The sequence below is a fragment of the Sphingomonas sp. genome (genome assembly GCF_036269755.1).
In the GTDB taxonomy this organism is placed as follows: domain Bacteria; phylum Pseudomonadota; class Alphaproteobacteria; order Sphingomonadales; family Sphingomonadaceae; genus Sphingomonas.
On record NZ_DATBDV010000011.1, the window covers coordinates 85545 to 100353 of the forward strand.

Annotated in this window: 16 protein-coding genes; all 16 read right to left on the reverse strand. The window is 65.9% G+C overall.

What is annotated here, in order from left to right; all coding sequences use genetic code 11:
• Window positions 1–3: 3 nt before the first annotated feature.
• Genes VH326_RS08840 through VH326_RS08915 form a run of 16 tightly spaced genes read right to left on the reverse strand, consistent with a single transcriptional unit; the run spans window position 4 to window position 14802 of the window.
• On the reverse strand, window positions 4–384 hold the full coding sequence (locus VH326_RS08840; protein ID WP_329631448.1) for a GPW/gp25 family protein: 381 nt from the start codon (window positions 382–384) through the stop codon (window positions 4–6).
• Window positions 381–605, reverse strand: coding sequence for a hypothetical protein (locus tag VH326_RS08845; protein WP_329631449.1), 225 nt, complete (start codon window positions 603–605; stop codon window positions 381–383). The genes VH326_RS08840 and VH326_RS08845 overlap by 4 nt, the downstream gene beginning before the upstream one ends.
• 9 nt (window positions 606–614) lie before the next feature.
• Window positions 615–986 carry a hypothetical protein gene (locus VH326_RS08850; RefSeq protein ID WP_329631450.1) on the reverse strand — a complete coding sequence of 124 codons (372 nt, stop codon included), beginning with the start codon at window positions 984–986 and terminating at the stop codon, window positions 615–617.
• Entirely contained in the window at window positions 983–1789 is an 807-nt protein-coding gene (locus VH326_RS08855) for a phage baseplate assembly protein V (protein WP_329631451.1), read from the reverse strand. The genes VH326_RS08850 and VH326_RS08855 overlap by 4 nt, the downstream gene beginning before the upstream one ends.
• Window positions 1786–2964 (reverse strand): hypothetical protein, encoded by a 1179-nt coding sequence (locus VH326_RS08860; protein ID WP_329631452.1) that lies wholly within the window; start codon window positions 2962–2964, stop codon window positions 1786–1788. Before VH326_RS08860 ends, VH326_RS08855 begins: the two co-directional genes overlap by 4 nt.
• 2 nt (window positions 2965–2966) lie before the next feature.
• Window positions 2967–3278, reverse strand: a complete 312-nt coding sequence (locus tag VH326_RS08865; RefSeq protein WP_329631453.1) for a hypothetical protein — start codon at window positions 3276–3278, stop codon at window positions 2967–2969.
• Between the two features lie 9 nt (window positions 3279–3287).
• Window positions 3288–4019, reverse strand: coding sequence for a hypothetical protein (locus VH326_RS08870; RefSeq protein WP_329631454.1), 732 nt, complete (start codon window positions 4017–4019; stop codon window positions 3288–3290).
• A gap of 9 nt (window positions 4020–4028) precedes the next feature.
• Window positions 4029–5930, reverse strand: a complete 1902-nt coding sequence (locus tag VH326_RS08875) for a hypothetical protein (protein ID WP_329631455.1) — start codon at window positions 5928–5930, stop codon at window positions 4029–4031.
• 9 nt (window positions 5931–5939) lie between these two features.
• Window positions 5940–7961: a hypothetical protein gene (locus tag VH326_RS08880; protein WP_329631456.1), complete on the reverse strand. Its 2022-nt coding sequence runs from the start codon at window positions 7959–7961 to the stop codon at window positions 5940–5942.
• A 4-nt stretch (window positions 7962–7965) separates the two neighbouring features.
• A complete protein-coding gene (locus tag VH326_RS08885; RefSeq protein ID WP_329631457.1) occupies window positions 7966–9828 on the reverse strand; it encodes a hypothetical protein in 1863 nt (620 codons plus the stop codon).
• A gap of 4 nt (window positions 9829–9832) precedes the next feature.
• On the reverse strand, window positions 9833–10003 hold the full coding sequence (locus VH326_RS08890; protein WP_329631458.1) for a DUF6760 family protein: 171 nt from the start codon (window positions 10001–10003) through the stop codon (window positions 9833–9835).
• Window positions 10000–10776 (reverse strand): hypothetical protein, encoded by a 777-nt coding sequence (locus VH326_RS08895; protein WP_329631459.1) that lies wholly within the window; start codon window positions 10774–10776, stop codon window positions 10000–10002. The genes VH326_RS08890 and VH326_RS08895 overlap by 4 nt, the downstream gene beginning before the upstream one ends.
• Before the next feature lie 26 nt (window positions 10777–10802).
• Window positions 10803–11279 (reverse strand): phage tail protein, encoded by a 477-nt coding sequence (locus tag VH326_RS08900; RefSeq protein ID WP_329631460.1) that lies wholly within the window; start codon window positions 11277–11279, stop codon window positions 10803–10805.
• Between the two features lie 27 nt (window positions 11280–11306).
• Entirely contained in the window at window positions 11307–13418 is a 2112-nt protein-coding gene (locus VH326_RS08905; RefSeq protein ID WP_329631461.1) for a hypothetical protein, read from the reverse strand.
• A complete protein-coding gene (locus VH326_RS08910; RefSeq protein ID WP_329631462.1) occupies window positions 13415–13783 on the reverse strand; it encodes a hypothetical protein in 369 nt (122 codons plus the stop codon). Before VH326_RS08910 ends, VH326_RS08905 begins: the two co-directional genes overlap by 4 nt.
• Window positions 13780–14802, reverse strand: coding sequence for a hypothetical protein (locus VH326_RS08915; protein WP_329631463.1), 1023 nt, complete (start codon window positions 14800–14802; stop codon window positions 13780–13782). The genes VH326_RS08910 and VH326_RS08915 overlap by 4 nt, the downstream gene beginning before the upstream one ends.
• Window positions 14803–14809: the final 7 nt, after the last annotated feature.

The window sequence follows — 14809 nt, forward strand, 5'->3', positions numbered from 1 at the left end:
GCGTCACCCCAGCTGCACGAGCATGATTTCGGCGCGGGGGTCGTCGGCGAGCTGGTATTTGAGCTCGAGCGTCAGAACGCCGTTGTCGCTTCGAAAGTCGATGTCGGTGACGAGAACGCGCGGCTCGAGCTGCATCAGCCCTTCACGCACATGCCGCGCGATCAGCCGCGCCAGACCACCTTCATTGGGTTCGTGCACCAGCGAATGAATCGGCGTGCCGAAATCGCGCGCCATCGGCCGCTCGCCGAGCCGCGTCGTCAGGATCAGGCGGACGTTGTCGGCGAGCTTCGTCTGGCCCGTCGACCAGGCCACGCCCCCCGTTTGGGGATCGATCGCGAACGGAAAGGCGGGGCCGCGAACGGCGGCGATGCTTTGCGCGCTCATGTCACTTTGACCGCGGCGGTCTGCACCGCATGACCGATCGGGTTGCCGCCGGTATCGGTCACGTCGCTCTTGATCCCGGAAAGTTCGCCGTTGCGGACATGGGCGTCGATCGCGTCGGCCATGGCCCCGGCGGCCTGGGCGAGGGTCCAGTTCGGATCGTCCATGCCCGCCTGGAACGCGGTCTTGAGCGCGGTCGCCAGGGCGGATTTGTCGAGGGCCATGCTATCCTCTCAATCCAGCGGGCAGGGCGGAAGGGCGGGCAGCGCCGGCAGCGCGGGGAGCGGCGGCAGCGGCGGCAGGCCGGGCAGCGCGATCGACGGCAAGGCGGGCACCGGCAGCGCGGGAAGCGACGGCAGTTCGGGCAGATCGGGCAGCGCGGGTAGCGACGGCAGCTCCGGCAGCGGTGGCAGCGACGGCACGCCCGGCAGCGCGACCGACGGCAGGGTTGGCATCGGCAGCGCGGGGAGCGACGGCAATTCGGGCAGATCGGGCAGCGCCGGGAGCGCGGGCAGTTGCGGGAGCGGCGGCAACGCGGGCAAGCCCGGCAATGCCGGGATCGGCAGCGACAGCGCCGGGAGCGCGGGAAAGGCGCAGCGGCTCATTTGACCACCGTCGCGCTGGTCAGGTGGATGCCCGGCTGGAGCGGCAGGATCATCGGCGAAGGGCCGGTGGGCCCCATCGCCGTCGGGTGGACGTGCGCCACCAGCGCGGTCCACAGAATGGAAAAGGCGTTGCCCATGATCGTCGGGTCGCTCGCGCCCGATCCGACCGCGACGGTGGTACCGCCAAGCGAGATCGTCTTCGCCAGGATCGTCGCGGTGGTGCCTTTCAGCTCGACCGAGGTGCCGCCGTCGTTCATCAGCACCAGCGCGTCCTTGGTCATCGTCAGCAGATGCCCCTGCTCGCTCATCAGCGTCGCTTCCTGACCGTTGGCGTTGAGGAACAGGTTGGATCCCGACTTGTTCGAAACGACGACGCTCCCGTCCGGCTGGAGTGCGACGAACGCGTCCTTGCCGTTGCGCACGACCAGCTTCTCGGCGCCGTCCTCGTCGGACAGCTCGATGGTATGGCCTGACTTGGTCTGGATCACACGGTGCGTCGGCGGGCTCTTTTGCGCTTCTTTGGGCGTCGTGCCCTTCGCCCACCACGTGCCGACCCAGATCGGATAGTCGGTATCGCCGGCCTCGAACTCGACCCAGACCGGTGTACCGACATCGGGCACGAAGAAATGGCCGAACGGCAGGCAAGGGCGCGCGCGCACGCTGTTGCCCGCGCCGAACATTGCGGGCACTTCGACCATAACGCAGCCACGCTGATCGTCGTCGGTATTGGCGGTCACCGTGCCGCTATACTTGCCGTAATATTTGTCAGCGTGGCGCTGAAGATCGGAAGGGCGCGTGGTCATCGCGTCGCCTGGAATTTGGAGCGGAAGGAAACCGAAACCTTCTTGCCGAGCGCGCCGCGTTCGAAAATGTGGTTGACGCGCCGCACATACCAGCGCCCCGATGCCCAGCTGGCGAGCCCGTCGATCTGCACCGGCCCCTTGGCGCGCAGGAACACCGTCCCCATCGCCGTGCCCTCCCCGAAATATCCGAGGATGCGGGTCTTGTCCTGCTGGATGCGGCGTTCGAGCGCGGCGGGATCGGAGGGCGCGCCCGATGGCTCGGTCTTCGCGCGCTTCGCGTCGGGCTGGGTCGCGGCGTTGGCGGCGACCTGCATCCCCTGCGCGACGTCGTCCGCGCGCGCCGCGCCCAGCACGTCGGTGAGCCGGCTTTGGCTGGTCGCCGAAGGCCCAGGCTGTGGCTCAGGGGGGGTGGGGGACGTCGTGCGCGCCTCCGCTGCCCCGGTGTCAGGGTTGGCAACGACGGCGGAGGCGGCGGGCGCCGCCCCGGCGCCGATACTGCGATATTTGAATTCGAGCAGCTTGCCCATGCCGCGGCAGTAGAGCAGCTTGCCCATCGGATCCTGGGCGATCAGCGAGTCCTCCGACATGAAATAGAGCTTGGGTTCGCCGCCCGACGTCTTGACGGCGTCACTGTCCTTCGGGTCGGCGTTGACCTCAACGAAGGCGCGCGCGCGCATCTGCTCGGCGAGGTCTTGGAGGAATTCCCAGTCGGTACGGTTCTTCTGCTGGAGCGGCTCGGTTTCGGTCCATTTTTTGTCGACCGAGATGTCGATCTTGCCGATCGGCATCTTCACGCGGCCCGCGATGCGCGTGACGATATCGGCGACCGATCCGGCATATGCGCGCTCGCCGAGTGGCGGATGATCGTTGAACAGATAGGATTGATCGGTGCAAGTGACCTTGACGCGGCCTTTAGGGCCGGCGCCCGCGACGCTTTCGGTCGTGGTGATCTGGCCGACAAACGCGAGCGCGTACTCGGTCTCCCAGCCAAGCTCGATCCGCACGTTGGCGCCCGGACGGAGCACGTTCGAGTTCGACGACCCGGGATCGTCCATGACGAAGGTCGCCTTGTCGGCGCCGCGATCGACATCCTCGATGTCGACGTGAACCACTTGCGGGCCGAGATCGATCGTCTCGACCTTCACCCGGCAAATCACGTTGGTGTCGGACGGCATCGTCAGAAATTTCGCGTGCGCACGACGCGGTTGATCGACCCAGCCGATGCGACCCGCAGGCCCACGCCGGGCCGGTAATCGAGCGGAAAGGCGAGCGGATTCCCGTCACAGATACGCCACCACACCTGGCTGCGCCCATAATAACGCCAAGCAAGATACTCGACGTTTTCGACTCCGCTAAGCCGGTGCGCGACCGTGTCGGATTCGGCGATCTCGACGTTCGGCCGGATCGGCAGCGTTGGCGTCGGGCCGTCCCCGGTCGGCGCGGGATAGGCATTAAGCACCCAATAACGGGAGCGGATATCAACGGGCATGGCTTGGCCTCATGTGAAGAGGTCGACGATCGGCTTGATCGGCGACGCGGCGTAGAAGTCATCGCCGATCCCTTGGCGGCCCAGCGCCTTGGCGGCGCTGACCGTGCGGGTGACGAAGTCGGTGATTGGGGTCGCGGAATGCGTTTGCTCGACCAAACGGACGGTGACTTCGGCGCGCTGTGGCGACAGGTCGTCCTTGAACGCAGTGATCTTGATATCGAGATCCTGCATCACGCAGTCGAAACTCAACTGGCCGTAGATGAAGGTGCAGGTCGGCGGCTTGTTCCAGCAGGGCGGTTCCCAGCCCTTGCCGCCGATGCCACTCGCGACCCAGCCGATGACGTCGATGTCGTCCCAGCCCGGATACATGAACGAGCGGAGCACGGCGAGGTCGGGCTCGATGCTGCCGCCGAAATGGTCGTCGGTGTCCATCGGACCGGGAGTCGTCGCGTCGAGTTGGAACTCGATCTGGTATTCGCGCGGCTCGCCTTCCTTGGCCTCGAATGGGCGCGTGGCGGTGAGCAGTGGGCCGATTTCCTTCAGATCCTCCCACAGCCCCTTGCCGATATCGAGCAACGAGCCCGCCGAGGCGGCGCTGGTCTGATCGAAGCCCCACCGGCCGAAGCTATTTGCCTGCTCGTATTTGTAGCGCTTGCGCTCCTGCAGCAGGTCTGGATTCCACTGAAAGCGAAAGATCAGCGGCGGGATGGCGAAGATGTTGGCGAGCAGACCGCGTTCCATGTTCTTCTCCTAGATCAGCATCGCGTCGAGCTCGGCCGGGCGGATGCCGCGGTCCTCGAGCTCGCGTTCGTGGCGGCGCACCGCGAGCCAGACATCCTCGTCGGTGTGCGGGCGCGTCGGGAAATCGCCGGGGCCGTATTCCGAAGGTGCGGTTTTCTCGTGCCGAGCCGGATCTTCGCCTGGCTGGATAACGATCTCGACTTCGTCGATCTCGATCGAGGCCCGCGGACGATCGAACTGGCCACGCAGCAGACGCAACGCACCGGTCGGAGCGCCCCCATCTTTGGGCGCTTCCGTGAAATGCTTCGATGCCTCGTCGAGCACGGATTTCATGCCGCCACCGGTCAGCCACTGCTCATAGCTCTTGGCGATCAACTCGAAGCCGGTTGGCGCGCCGCTCGCTTGCGCCGGCGCCGTGATCGTCTTGGTCAAGTCGTCCGAATTCTTGGCGATGTCCGCGCCGTAAGCGCGGAGCACTCCCGACGAGAACTTGGCCTCGTCTCGCGCCGCTTGGTCAAATCGGCCCGATACCCCGCCAAGCGCCGTCGTGATGTTGCCGATCGACACCTTGACGTCCGCGACGACGTCCGCCCCGGTTGCATCGATCCCGCTTGCGAGCGTATCGCCAAGCGGCTTGAGCATGCCTTTCAGGTCCGGGAACGCCCCGATGATGGTCGGCGCAACCGCCAATCCTTGGTTGGTGACGCCGCCCGCCGTGCCCGCCGGCGCGGCGGACGAATCCTTGAGCACCGCGGTCTGAGCAGCGTTGAGCATGCCCTGGATATCGCCGGGCAACGATGTGCTCGATTTGAGTACGTAGATTGCCGACAGCAGCGATGGCAGCACCTTGATCAGATGATCGATGGTACGGAACACTGTCAGATCGCCGATCGCGCGCAGTACGTTGAACAGCCCGTCGACCAGCCAGGTGAGGAGCGATTGAACGACCGCCTGCAGCGCAGTGGCGAGCGTCTCGAGCGCGTCGAACGCCGCGACGAGCAGCTTCTTGATCACTTGGAAGATCGCGGTCAGCACCGACTGGATGGTGTCGCCGATGATGCCGACGACGTTCGCCGCGAGCCGCGCCGCCGACGCGACCGTCTCGAACACCACGGTCAGCAGCACACCGCGCAACACCAGCGCGTTGCGCAGCAGAAACTGGATGGTTTCGAGCAGCGCGCGGCGGATTTCGCCGAGATTGGCGATCAGGAAGGCGATTCCGCCGACCGCCATGGGGATCAGCAGCACCAGGCCATCGACGAGACGGCCGGCGCGATCGAGCAGAATGTTGACGCCGTTCAGGATCGCCATCCAACGCTCGCCGGTCTCGCTCAGCGGTGTCTGCGAAACGCGCGCAGCATCCCCGGGTCCCTTGGTGGTGACCGTGAACAGCGCGGTCACGTCCTTCAATGTCCCACGAATGCCTTCCAGCGTGGCAAGCAGGCTCTCGCCAGTCTTCGCCTGCGCTTCGGGCGCGGATTGGGGGTCGCCGGTTTTGGCATCCGGCTTCTTGCCGCCGATGCCGAGCCGATCGACGATCCCGCCGATATTCTGGACGATGCGATCGAGTCGCTCGATCATGTCGGGTAACTTCCAAGCACTCAGCGTGCCGCCCACAACGCCGCCAATGAGATTGCCGAAGAAGTTCCCGACGCCGCCGAGCAGCGCCTCAATGAACCCGCCGAAACTGTTGCCGGGCGCGAGATCGTTGATGTTGACGACATGCACCATCAGCGCTCCGTCGAACATCGGCGGCGCGCCGAAACGTTCTCCGGACGCGAAGGCCTTGGCGAATTCGAATCCGCCGTAACGCGACGTGCTGCGCTGGACGTCCTCGAGCGCGCGGCGCGCGCTGCGTAGCTGTGTCAGCAGCACTCCGATCGCGGCGACGATGGCGTCATCGGGATCCATGCCGCGCCCCTATGCCGCCTGGGCCAGATCGCTCAGGCGCTTGGCGCCCCGGCGATAGGCGGCCTCGACCTCGTCGCGAAACGTGTCGGCGACGCGGCCTGCGAGCGCGCGGTCGATCGTGCCGCCTTGAGCGACGATGCGCAGCTTGGGCATATGGACGCGGCCGAGTTCGGCACGCTGCAGCAGCTTTTTCGGCGACGCCGCGTTGACTTCGAGCGGCAGGTCCTCGTTCTTCGCGATCTGCTCGGTCCATTCGTCGAGCATGAAGCGAATGTAGCCGCTGGAGAGGTTGGCGACGGTGTCGAAGCCGCCCTGCATCCAAGCCGAAAAGGCGAGCGCGACCGCGTCCAGCCCGGTCTTGCGTGCCTCCGGCGACTGGCCGCCGAACAAGGCGTTCAGTAACGCGTCAGAGTCGCCGACCATCCGGGCCATCAGCTTTTTCGGGTCGAACGCCGCCGCGCTCTGCGCTTCCTTGTGGAACGCGCTGGCGGTGTCGTTCAGCCGCGTATTTGCCGAAGCGAACACGTCGGTCACCGCGTCGTTGGCCCCCCGCGAGGCCTGATCGACCGCGTCCATCAGGCCCGCGCGCAACGGGCGAACTATCTTCGCGACCAGGTCGGGGGCGTTAGTGAAATCGGTCTTGAGCACCGGTTGCGCGCGCTGCGGATCGGGCGCTTGATCGAGGATGCCGCCGACGCTGGCGAGCGCCGCCACCATCCTGTCGAGGTTGATCCCCCCAAAGGCATCCGCGGCGAATTTGCCCAGCGCCGCTTTCAGCCCCGGCGCGTGGCGCACCGCGAAGGACAGGCGCTTCGTCGCCAAGCCGAGTTGATCGACCGCCGTGACGCCGGGACCTTCCTTCATCACCGCCTGGCCGATCGTCACGGTAAATTGCGCGGGCGCGGTGTAGGCGGGGGGGCGTTCGTCATCGTCGTAGAATTTTTCGGAGAACCAGGCGATCACCTCCTGGATCGTCACCAGCGCTTCATGAATTATGGCGCCGATATCGACAGCCGTGATCGACTGGACGAAACCCACCACCTGGTTGATCAAGCCGATCACACCGCCCCAAAAGGCGCGGATCTGCTCGGCGAGGTCGGCGACACCGCTGGTCAGGCCGCGCAGATAGGCGCCGCCAATAGCCGCGAACGATTCGACGATGCCGGTGACGCCGCTGCCGATCCGAAGGAATAGCTGCAGCGCCGTCTCGGTGATCGCCGCCATGCCGTTGAGGATGCTGCCGAGGATCGCCTTGCGGTGGTTCCACGCGAGCGTTTCCCAGTGCTCGAACTTGGCCAGCGCCTTGTATTTGGCGAGCGTCAGCGCGTCGCGGCCCGCCTCTTCGATGGTGCTCGACAGCGCCGGGATGACAAGCAGACCGGCGACGACATAACGCGCCATCTCGTCGAGTTGATCGGCGAGCGGCAGCCCCGCCGCGGCTTGCGCCCCGCCCATTAAGGGGGCGTGGGCACCGCCATTGTCGTTGGCAGGCAGTCCGAGCCCGTCACGCAGCCGCTCGAGAGCCTGGTAGAAGCCGTTGCGGTTGGCGCCGAGGCTACGCCACACCAAAGCCGTCATGCCGATCATGTCGGAGGCGGTGCGCGCCTTCGGATCGAACATTTCCGTGGTCGGCGTCTTGAAGCGATCGAGCGAGCCGATCAACGCGACCGTAATCTCCTCGAACACGCGCAGCATTTCTGCCGGCAGCGCCGCCGACCGCGCCTGGTTGGCGATGTTCCCCGGAATGTCCCATTTCTCGAGCGCGCGCTCGACATGCGCGCCGACGCCGTCGACCGGCACTGTCAGCAGCGATCCGAACTGGATATCGGCGACGCGCGCGGTCAGTGCGGTGTTGTAATAGTTGAAGATCGGGAAGGCGGCGGTGGCTTCCTCCATCCGCTCGGCGGCGGGCACCCTTGCTTCGAGCCAGCGGTCGAGCAGGAAGGTCGACCGGTCCATGTTCTTCAGCCAGCGCATCACGTCCGCTGCGTGCGGCGCCATCGTCTCGGCCCAGAGGACGACGATCGGCATGGCGTCAGGCCGCCCGCGCGGCATAGGATTGCTTTTCGAACGCGGCGACGACGATATCGCGGAATGCGCGCAAGTCCGGTGTTTCGGCGTCGGCCCCGACGAAGCTGAGCTTGGTAATCTTGGGCAACAACAGGCCGGTGTCGCCGAGATCGTTGACCGGCAGTAACTGTCGCGCCTGCGCATCCTTTTGCGCCGGCGTCTGTTCCGGGGCGCCGTAAATCGTCTCGTCGAGCTTGTCGAACAGCCCGCGTACCTGCGGCGCATAGTCTCTGAGCGCGGGCGGCAGGACGCGACCGACGGCGAGGTAGATCGCGTCGCGCAGCGCGACGTTGTTGAGCGTCAGCATCGGCATCGCTGCCGAGCTTTCGAGCGCCTTGCGTGCTCCGGCGAAGGCGCTCTTCGGCCGCTGCGAGAATTCGGGCGGCAGCTTCACCCCCGCGTAAACCTCACTCGCCTGATCAAACAGGTGGCTGGCGAGTGCGCCGATGTCGGGCAGGTCGGGGCGCGGGTGCGCCTTGTCGAGCGCATCGAGGTCGGGAAGCGTCGGCAGCGTCGGCAGGTCCGGGATCTTGAGGTCCGGAAAATCGGGGAATTTGAGGGCGTCGACCGCGCCGAGCAGACGAGCCACGGCCGCGCGTGGTTTCTCCGCGTCAACCAGCCCCGCGCCGATAAGGGGGCCCCAGCCATCCACCTTGTCGCGCAGCGGCCCGTCATCGCCCTTGGGCGGCTCGGGAATGGCTTTGTACGCGGCCTTCCAGGCGACGACGAGATCGAGCAGCATCTTGATCCGCTCGACAAGCACGCCAAGCGCGGTCTTCCCGAACGCGCCCGCAAGCTCAAATTTCAGGAAATCCGCGAATTCGTTCAGCGCGGCCTTGATATTCGCAACGACCGGCGTGATCGCGTCGTTGGCGTCGGCGATCGCCTTCCTGACCCGCTCGGCGATCTTGCCGGGCAGTTGGAGTAGCTGATCCATCGCCCCGCCCAGCACGTCGCCGATCTCCGGCTTTTGGTCGAATGGCGCGAACAGTGCATCGAGAACGCCGGACAGCACCGCCTTCAGCGCGGCCATCACCGTGCCGATTAGCATCGACATCGCCCGCCATTGCGCGAGCAGGCCGGGGACGATCGGCATGAGCCGGTCGAACAGGAAAGCCGCCACCCCGACGAATTGGATGAACAACCCGGCGAACTTGTCGAGCGTCACGAGGATGCGCTTGAGCAGCGGGTTCGCGACCTTGTCGCGTGGTCCGGAAAGCTGGTCCCAGAATCGCGCCATCGCATCGATGAACAGCCCGAAATCGCCGAGCAATGTAACGATCGACCTCGTTTGCGCGTGGCCGGCAATGCCCAGTCCCAAAGCCGCGAACAGGCCGAGCGGCATCCCAACGCCGATCGCGAGCCCCGGCAGCAGCCCCAGGCCGAGCACGAAAGCGAAGACGCCGCCGATGCCCCACAGGATTTTCTTGATAAGCGACCGGTCTTCCCACGCGGTGCCCGTGATCGCGCCGGTGATGCGCTTGAACTGCGACGCGATAAGGACGAGGCCGGTCGGCGACATCGCCGCGCCAACCAGCATACCGGAAATCCCTGCCAGCGGGCCGAGCAGACTGACCTGCGAGACCGGATCGGGGCGGCTGCGCTTCGCCAGCTGATATTGGTCCTTCAGCGCGTCGATATTGCGGATGGCGATGAGCAGGTTCAGGTTCTTTTCCGGCACGCGGCGCCCGAACCACCAGGTCAGATAGGCGCTCTCTACGCGGCGCAGCAGCGTCTGCTCGATGCCGACCAGCCGCGCCCAGGGCGCGAGCTTCCGGCCGGTCGTCCACAGCTGGAGGGTCAGTTCGGGAAACAGCAGCAGCGGCATTCGTTCATCCCTTTCTCGCCGCCTTGATCTGCGCGTTCTCGCGTTCGATCTGCTCGCTCAGCAGCTTGACGAAGCTGCGCCGCTCGGAGGTGTCGAGGTCCATGATTTCGGACCACGACCAGTGGAGGTGATAGGCAAGGAAGAAGACTTCCTGCCTAAGCGCCGCCGTGTTCATTCGAGTGCTAGAAAGTGGGTCATGTCGAGATTGGCCTTGATCTCGGCGCCGCAGGAATAGCATTCGCGATCGCGCATCAGATCGACGCCGGGCGCCGCCTTGTTGAGCGCGCGGTCGATCAGCCGCCGGTCGGTCAGCGTCAGTTCCGAGAACAGTCGCGGCCCCAGCGCTTCGACGCGATGCTGCGGCATGTCGCCAACCTTCTTGAGACAGCGTGCGAGCAGCGCATTCTTGCCCGTCGACGCGTTCTTGCGCAGCATCGGCGCGACCGCCGCCTCATCGATCCCGCGAGGCAGCGTGAGGGTCACCGTTGTGTGACAGACTTCCTTGTCCCAATAGCCGTCGACCAGTTCGACGGTGATATCCTCAAGCGTCTCGTCATCGCCCAGCGCGCGCACCGGAAGCTCGTCGAGGTTCTCGACGACGTCCTGCTTCTCGCCACATTGCGGGCAAGTGTAAGTGGCGGGGAGTTCAGGACCGAAGGTAAAGCTGCGCAGGCGGATCAGCACGTAGTTGCGGTCGGCCGAATACCAGTTGGCGACATCCTGCTTCGACAGCTTCTGCTCGCCTTCGAACTGGGTCACGCAGCTGTGCAGCAGCTCGGTCACCAGCTTCCCGCCATTATGCTGGTTGGAGCGGTCGGCCAGGATCGCCTCTTCGCGGCCGGTCATCTTGCGCAACATGCCGGAGCGGCGTAGCGCCCCATCGCCGTTCATGTATCCGATCGGCAGGTTGAACTCGATTTCTCGGGTCATGGTGGTGGTGGTGGTCATCGTCGGTCTCCGAAGGTGCTGGCCGGTCAGGCGGCAGGGATGCGTTCGAGACCCTCGTGCTCGATCTCGATGGTTTGGGTCAGGAAGCCGTCCGACCCTGCCTCAAGGTCGGTGAACTTCGACGACTTGATCCAGCCGTCGAAGAACATGAAGGCGAGCACCGGGACGCCGTTATCGCGCTTGATGATCTGCCCGCTCTTGCGGACGCGCGAGCCGAGACTGCGGTTCTCGCTCAGATAGAAAGTCGAGCGCCACCAATCCTGCCAGCGCTGGTCCTCGGGGCTGCCGTCGACGCGGCGCTCGATCACCAAAGTATCGAACTTGACCTTGCTCGACGAAATTTTGTGGATGCGAAAGCCACCGCCGTCGGGCTGTTCGACCGTGTCGTACATGCCTTCGTTGAGGCCCGTCACCTTGGTCACGCCGGGGCTTTCCGTCCCGTCGATCATGATGACGAATTCGGTCGCCTTATAGCCTTCCCAGATTTCGCCGACCTGCGGCATGGCGCTGCTCCTTGAATGTGGTGGGGATCAGGAATCGGACGATGTCTCGCCGCTCGGCTGTTGGCCGACCTTGACGACGATCGTCTCGGCCGGGACCGACGGGTAGAAATAGATTTCGACGTTCAGAAAACCGAGCTGAACCTGGCTCGGCGGGTTGTTGGTCGCGTCGCAGATGATCGTGAAGACATGCGCGGGCGTGCCGGTGCCGAACGCGCCGTGGCGCCACAGCTGCATCAGGAAAGGCCGCACGCTGCCATAGGTGACCAAGTTCCACAGCGTGTCACGGTTTGGCTCCTGCCGCACCCAGCGCAATCCGGCCCGGAGGCTCGACTTCACGTAGTTGAACAGCAACCGGACGCTGACGTAATACCAGCGCGGATCGGTGCTCAGCGTGCGGGAGGCATCGACGACGATGCCGGCGCGGGGCAGCGCGCGTATCCCGTTGATCGATCCGTCGCGGACCAGATGCGAATGTTCGTTGTCGGACAGGCGATAGCTGACGTCGAGCGCGTTGCGCAGCCGCGCCTCGTCGCCCGCCGGCGCCTTCCAGATACCGCGCGTCCGCTCGATGCGGGCATAGACCCCCATCACGTGGCCGACCGGCGGAATCGTCTTGACCGGCGAGTCGCCGACGCCCAGCGGATCGGCGACGCTGATCCACGGACCATAGAGCGCGCCGTAGCGTTTCGTGCCCTGCAACGCCTGGCCATAGGCCAGCGCGGTGCCGCCCTCGATCGACCCGTCGGGAATCGCGCCGACGTACATGCAGTCGTCGCGCGCTTCGCAATAGCTTATCCCGGCCTGAGCAATCGCAGCGTCGGTGCGCTCGCAGGTGACGAGCTGGATGTCCAACGGATCGAACGCATAGAAGCCGGTGCGCGCCGCTTGACTGCCGATGAAGTCGTTCGATGTCGCGACGCCATCGAGTCCGCCCGTGGCCAACGCGAGCGGAAGCGCCATGTCGGACGGGCGATCGTTGCCGACCGGCGTTGCGCTATGCTCGTCGATCGCGCGGACATAGGCCGAGCCGCTGACCGGATTGTTTAGCTTGGCGACGACGTAATTGTCGACGTCGCCCTCCATCGACAGGCCGGGCCAAGTCTCCTTGAGGTTCTGACCGGGATCGGTACCGCCGAGATAGATTTCGAGGTCGAATTCGAGCGTCGCGATGCGTAACGCCGTCGCGGTGTAATTGGCGGGGGTCACCGCCGGCGCCCAAGTCACCGCGCGCGTTACGGGATTGATCGTCATGATCTTGACGCGCTCCGGAGGGGGCAGGGTGCCGTCGTCGAATACCACCGCGTCGCCGACGTTCAGGCCGGACACCGATTGCAGCGTCGCACCGTTCGCGCCGAGCGCGGCGATCGTCGCATCGGCATTGGCCGCCGCGAAGCCGAGCGTCGCGTTGGCGGCGACCGCGAGGCGCGTGAAGCCGCCGTTCATGAGCGCAACGCTGCCGCCCGAAGTCAGGCGGAGTTGGTTGCCGGCGTCGAGCGAGGCGTGGAAATCACTGGTGGCGGCGTTGATCGCCGCGACGATCTCCGCCCGCGTCGCCGCAGCCGGATTGGCGAATTGGGCGGCACTGAAGGTGACCGTGGTCGCGCCCGGCGCGTTATCGACCGTGACGACGAGGCTGGGAAAGGCGGCAGCGACCATGTCGGTTGCCGCGGCCAGCGGGGCGGCCGTCACGACCGTTGCGGTCGCCGTTTCCGCTAGGCGCAGGCTGGTGACAAGCGAGCGCCGTGTCGTCCTTACGTAAATATCGAGTCCCCAGGATCCGGGGTCCGCGACGCCATGCGAACCTGCCTCGAGCGTCAGCGTGTTGACCGGACCCGAGTCCTGAAGGATGCGCTTGGCAGTGGTCGACGCCCCGCCGCCGCTCGCGACGACGCGGTTGACATAGGCCGTCGCACCGTCGTTATCGAAAAAGCCCTTGACCATGTACGAGCCCAAGCCCTGGGCGAAATGTCCGCCGAAACGTTGCTCGAATTCGGCGTAGGAGCCGATCATCACCGGTTTTTGCGCGGGGCCGCGCTTGGTCAGGATGTTGAACGCGGCGACGGATGTCGAGGCGCCCGGAATCGCCGGCGCGCCGGTGCCGTCGACTTCGACGACGTTCAGACCGATATTAAAGGTCATGCGCCTTCTCCCTTGCGGCGGCTGGTTGCGGTCGGTGTCTTGGCCTTGGTCGTCTTGCGGACTGCGCTGCCGATTTCGCCGCGGGGAGTTGCGGGGGCCTTGGTATTTTTGCGGGATCGCCGCGACGATCCCGCTACGGGGGCCGCGGGGGCCGCGGGGGCCGCGGGGGCCGCGGGGGGGGCGGGTGGCGCGGCGGGCGCAGGATGTACCGTCATCAGGCCGCGTTCGATCAGCGCGGCATGAGCGCCATCGATCTCGCCGACCTCGATCGCCGCGTCGGCGGGGATGATCGTGACCGCTCCGCCATCATGGCGCTCGATCGGCCGCCGCGCGATGTTGCGCAGCAGAACGCGCGTTTGGGTCATGCCGCTTCCTCGTTGTAGCCTGTGGCCAGCCGGACCTCGCCGACCGATCGCACGGGTATCGCGCGGCCGCGGTCGCGCGCGACGGTCAGCCGGTAGCGGAGCAGCGGCCCCGTCGCCTGCTTGTCGCGCCGCTCGACCTCGCGGATGCGTTCGATACGATGGCCTAAGCCGCCGACGTCGAGCGTCCCATAAATACCGAGCCGTGCGACGACGAAATCGAGCATTGCCGCTTGCGCGGCAGTGTCGCCGGCGGCGAACTCGATACGGTAATTGAGGTGCCAGGCTTCAGGCTCGGGATAGATGCGATGGCCGGTCGCTGTGTAGTCGGCGCTGCGCCGCGCTTGGCCGCCGAGCATGTCGGCCGGCGTCGCGCCGTAATTGACGATTCCGATCCAGGGCTCTGCAGGAACGGCCGCACCCGGCAGGTCGAGAATTGCCGGAACGGGATTGCCGCCGATCGAAAGGCCGCCGTCCAGCGCCGCGAGCAACGCGGCGTCGGCGTCGGGCACCATCGCGGGCGCGACCGCGCGCAGGTCGTCGAGCCACACGTTCAACCCGCCATCCCCGGCCAGCACGAATAGCGCGATGCGAGTCACGGCGCCCCGCGCCGTCGCTGGCAGGTCGTCGAGCGCGAGGCGCACCAGCGTCCAGCGTCCCGCCGGCGCGATCGGGATGCGACGGTGCCAGTCGTTGCCCACCGCGTTGATTGGAAGGGCGGCCGAGCCAAGCCGCAATTCGAGTCGGAACGGCTGCGCCGAATCCTGGTCGGTCGGCCGATCCCCGCGTACCCAAAAGCGCAGCTCGGGAAAGTCGGTGAGGTCGGTGGCGGCGACGGCGCGCTCGATCCGATGTCCGGTGGCCGTGGCGGCGATACCGGCCGACAGACTGAGCCCGCCGACGGGTAACGACGGACTCGGTTCGTCGAGCGCGAGGGTGATATCGGGCGATGGCATGTCGGCGGGAGTCAACGCCTGCCACGGCGCGACACTGTCGAAATTGTCGATCAGCATGGTCGGCATGCGACTC

Excerpts from the sequence above, each read along its gene's own strand:
- VH326_RS08855 (WP_329631451.1), bottom strand. The coding sequence starts at position 1,789 with ATGACCACGCGCCCTTCCGATCTTCAGCGCCACGCTGACAAATATTAC.
- VH326_RS08870 (WP_329631454.1), bottom strand. The coding sequence starts at position 4,019 with ATGGAACGCGGTCTGCTCGCCAACATCTTCGCCATCCCGCCGCTGATC.
- VH326_RS08880 (WP_329631456.1), bottom strand. The coding sequence starts at position 7,961 with ATGCCGATCGTCGTCCTCTGGGCCGAGACGATGGCGCCGCACGCAGCG.
- VH326_RS08895 (WP_329631459.1), bottom strand. The coding sequence starts at position 10,776 with ATGACCACCACCACCACCATGACCCGAGAAATCGAGTTCAACCTGCCG.
- VH326_RS08875 (WP_329631455.1), bottom strand. The coding sequence starts at position 5,930 with ATGGATCCCGATGACGCCATCGTCGCCGCGATCGGAGTGCTGCTGACA.
- VH326_RS08905 (WP_329631461.1), bottom strand. The coding sequence starts at position 13,418 with ATGACCTTTAATATCGGTCTGAACGTCGTCGAAGTCGACGGCACCGGC.
- VH326_RS08890 (WP_329631458.1), bottom strand. The coding sequence starts at position 10,003 with ATGAACACGGCGGCGCTTAGGCAGGAAGTCTTCTTCCTTGCCTATCAC.
- VH326_RS08840 (WP_329631448.1), bottom strand. The coding sequence starts at position 384 with ATGAGCGCGCAAAGCATCGCCGCCGTTCGCGGCCCCGCCTTTCCGTTC.
- VH326_RS08860 (WP_329631452.1), bottom strand. The coding sequence starts at position 2,964 with ATGCCGTCCGACACCAACGTGATTTGCCGGGTGAAGGTCGAGACGATC.
- VH326_RS08865 (WP_329631453.1), bottom strand. The coding sequence starts at position 3,278 with ATGCCCGTTGATATCCGCTCCCGTTATTGGGTGCTTAATGCCTATCCC.
- VH326_RS08885 (WP_329631457.1), bottom strand. The coding sequence starts at position 9,828 with ATGCCGCTGCTGCTGTTTCCCGAACTGACCCTCCAGCTGTGGACGACC.
- VH326_RS08900 (WP_329631460.1), bottom strand. The coding sequence starts at position 11,279 with ATGCCGCAGGTCGGCGAAATCTGGGAAGGCTATAAGGCGACCGAATTC.
- VH326_RS08845 (WP_329631449.1), bottom strand. The coding sequence starts at position 605 with ATGGCCCTCGACAAATCCGCCCTGGCGACCGCGCTCAAGACCGCGTTC.
- VH326_RS08915 (WP_329631463.1), bottom strand. The coding sequence starts at position 14,802 with ATGCCGACCATGCTGATCGACAATTTCGACAGTGTCGCGCCGTGGCAG.
- VH326_RS08910 (WP_329631462.1), bottom strand. The coding sequence starts at position 13,783 with ATGACCCAAACGCGCGTTCTGCTGCGCAACATCGCGCGGCGGCCGATC.
- VH326_RS08850 (WP_329631450.1), bottom strand. The coding sequence starts at position 986 with ATGAGCCGCTGCGCCTTTCCCGCGCTCCCGGCGCTGTCGCTGCCGATC.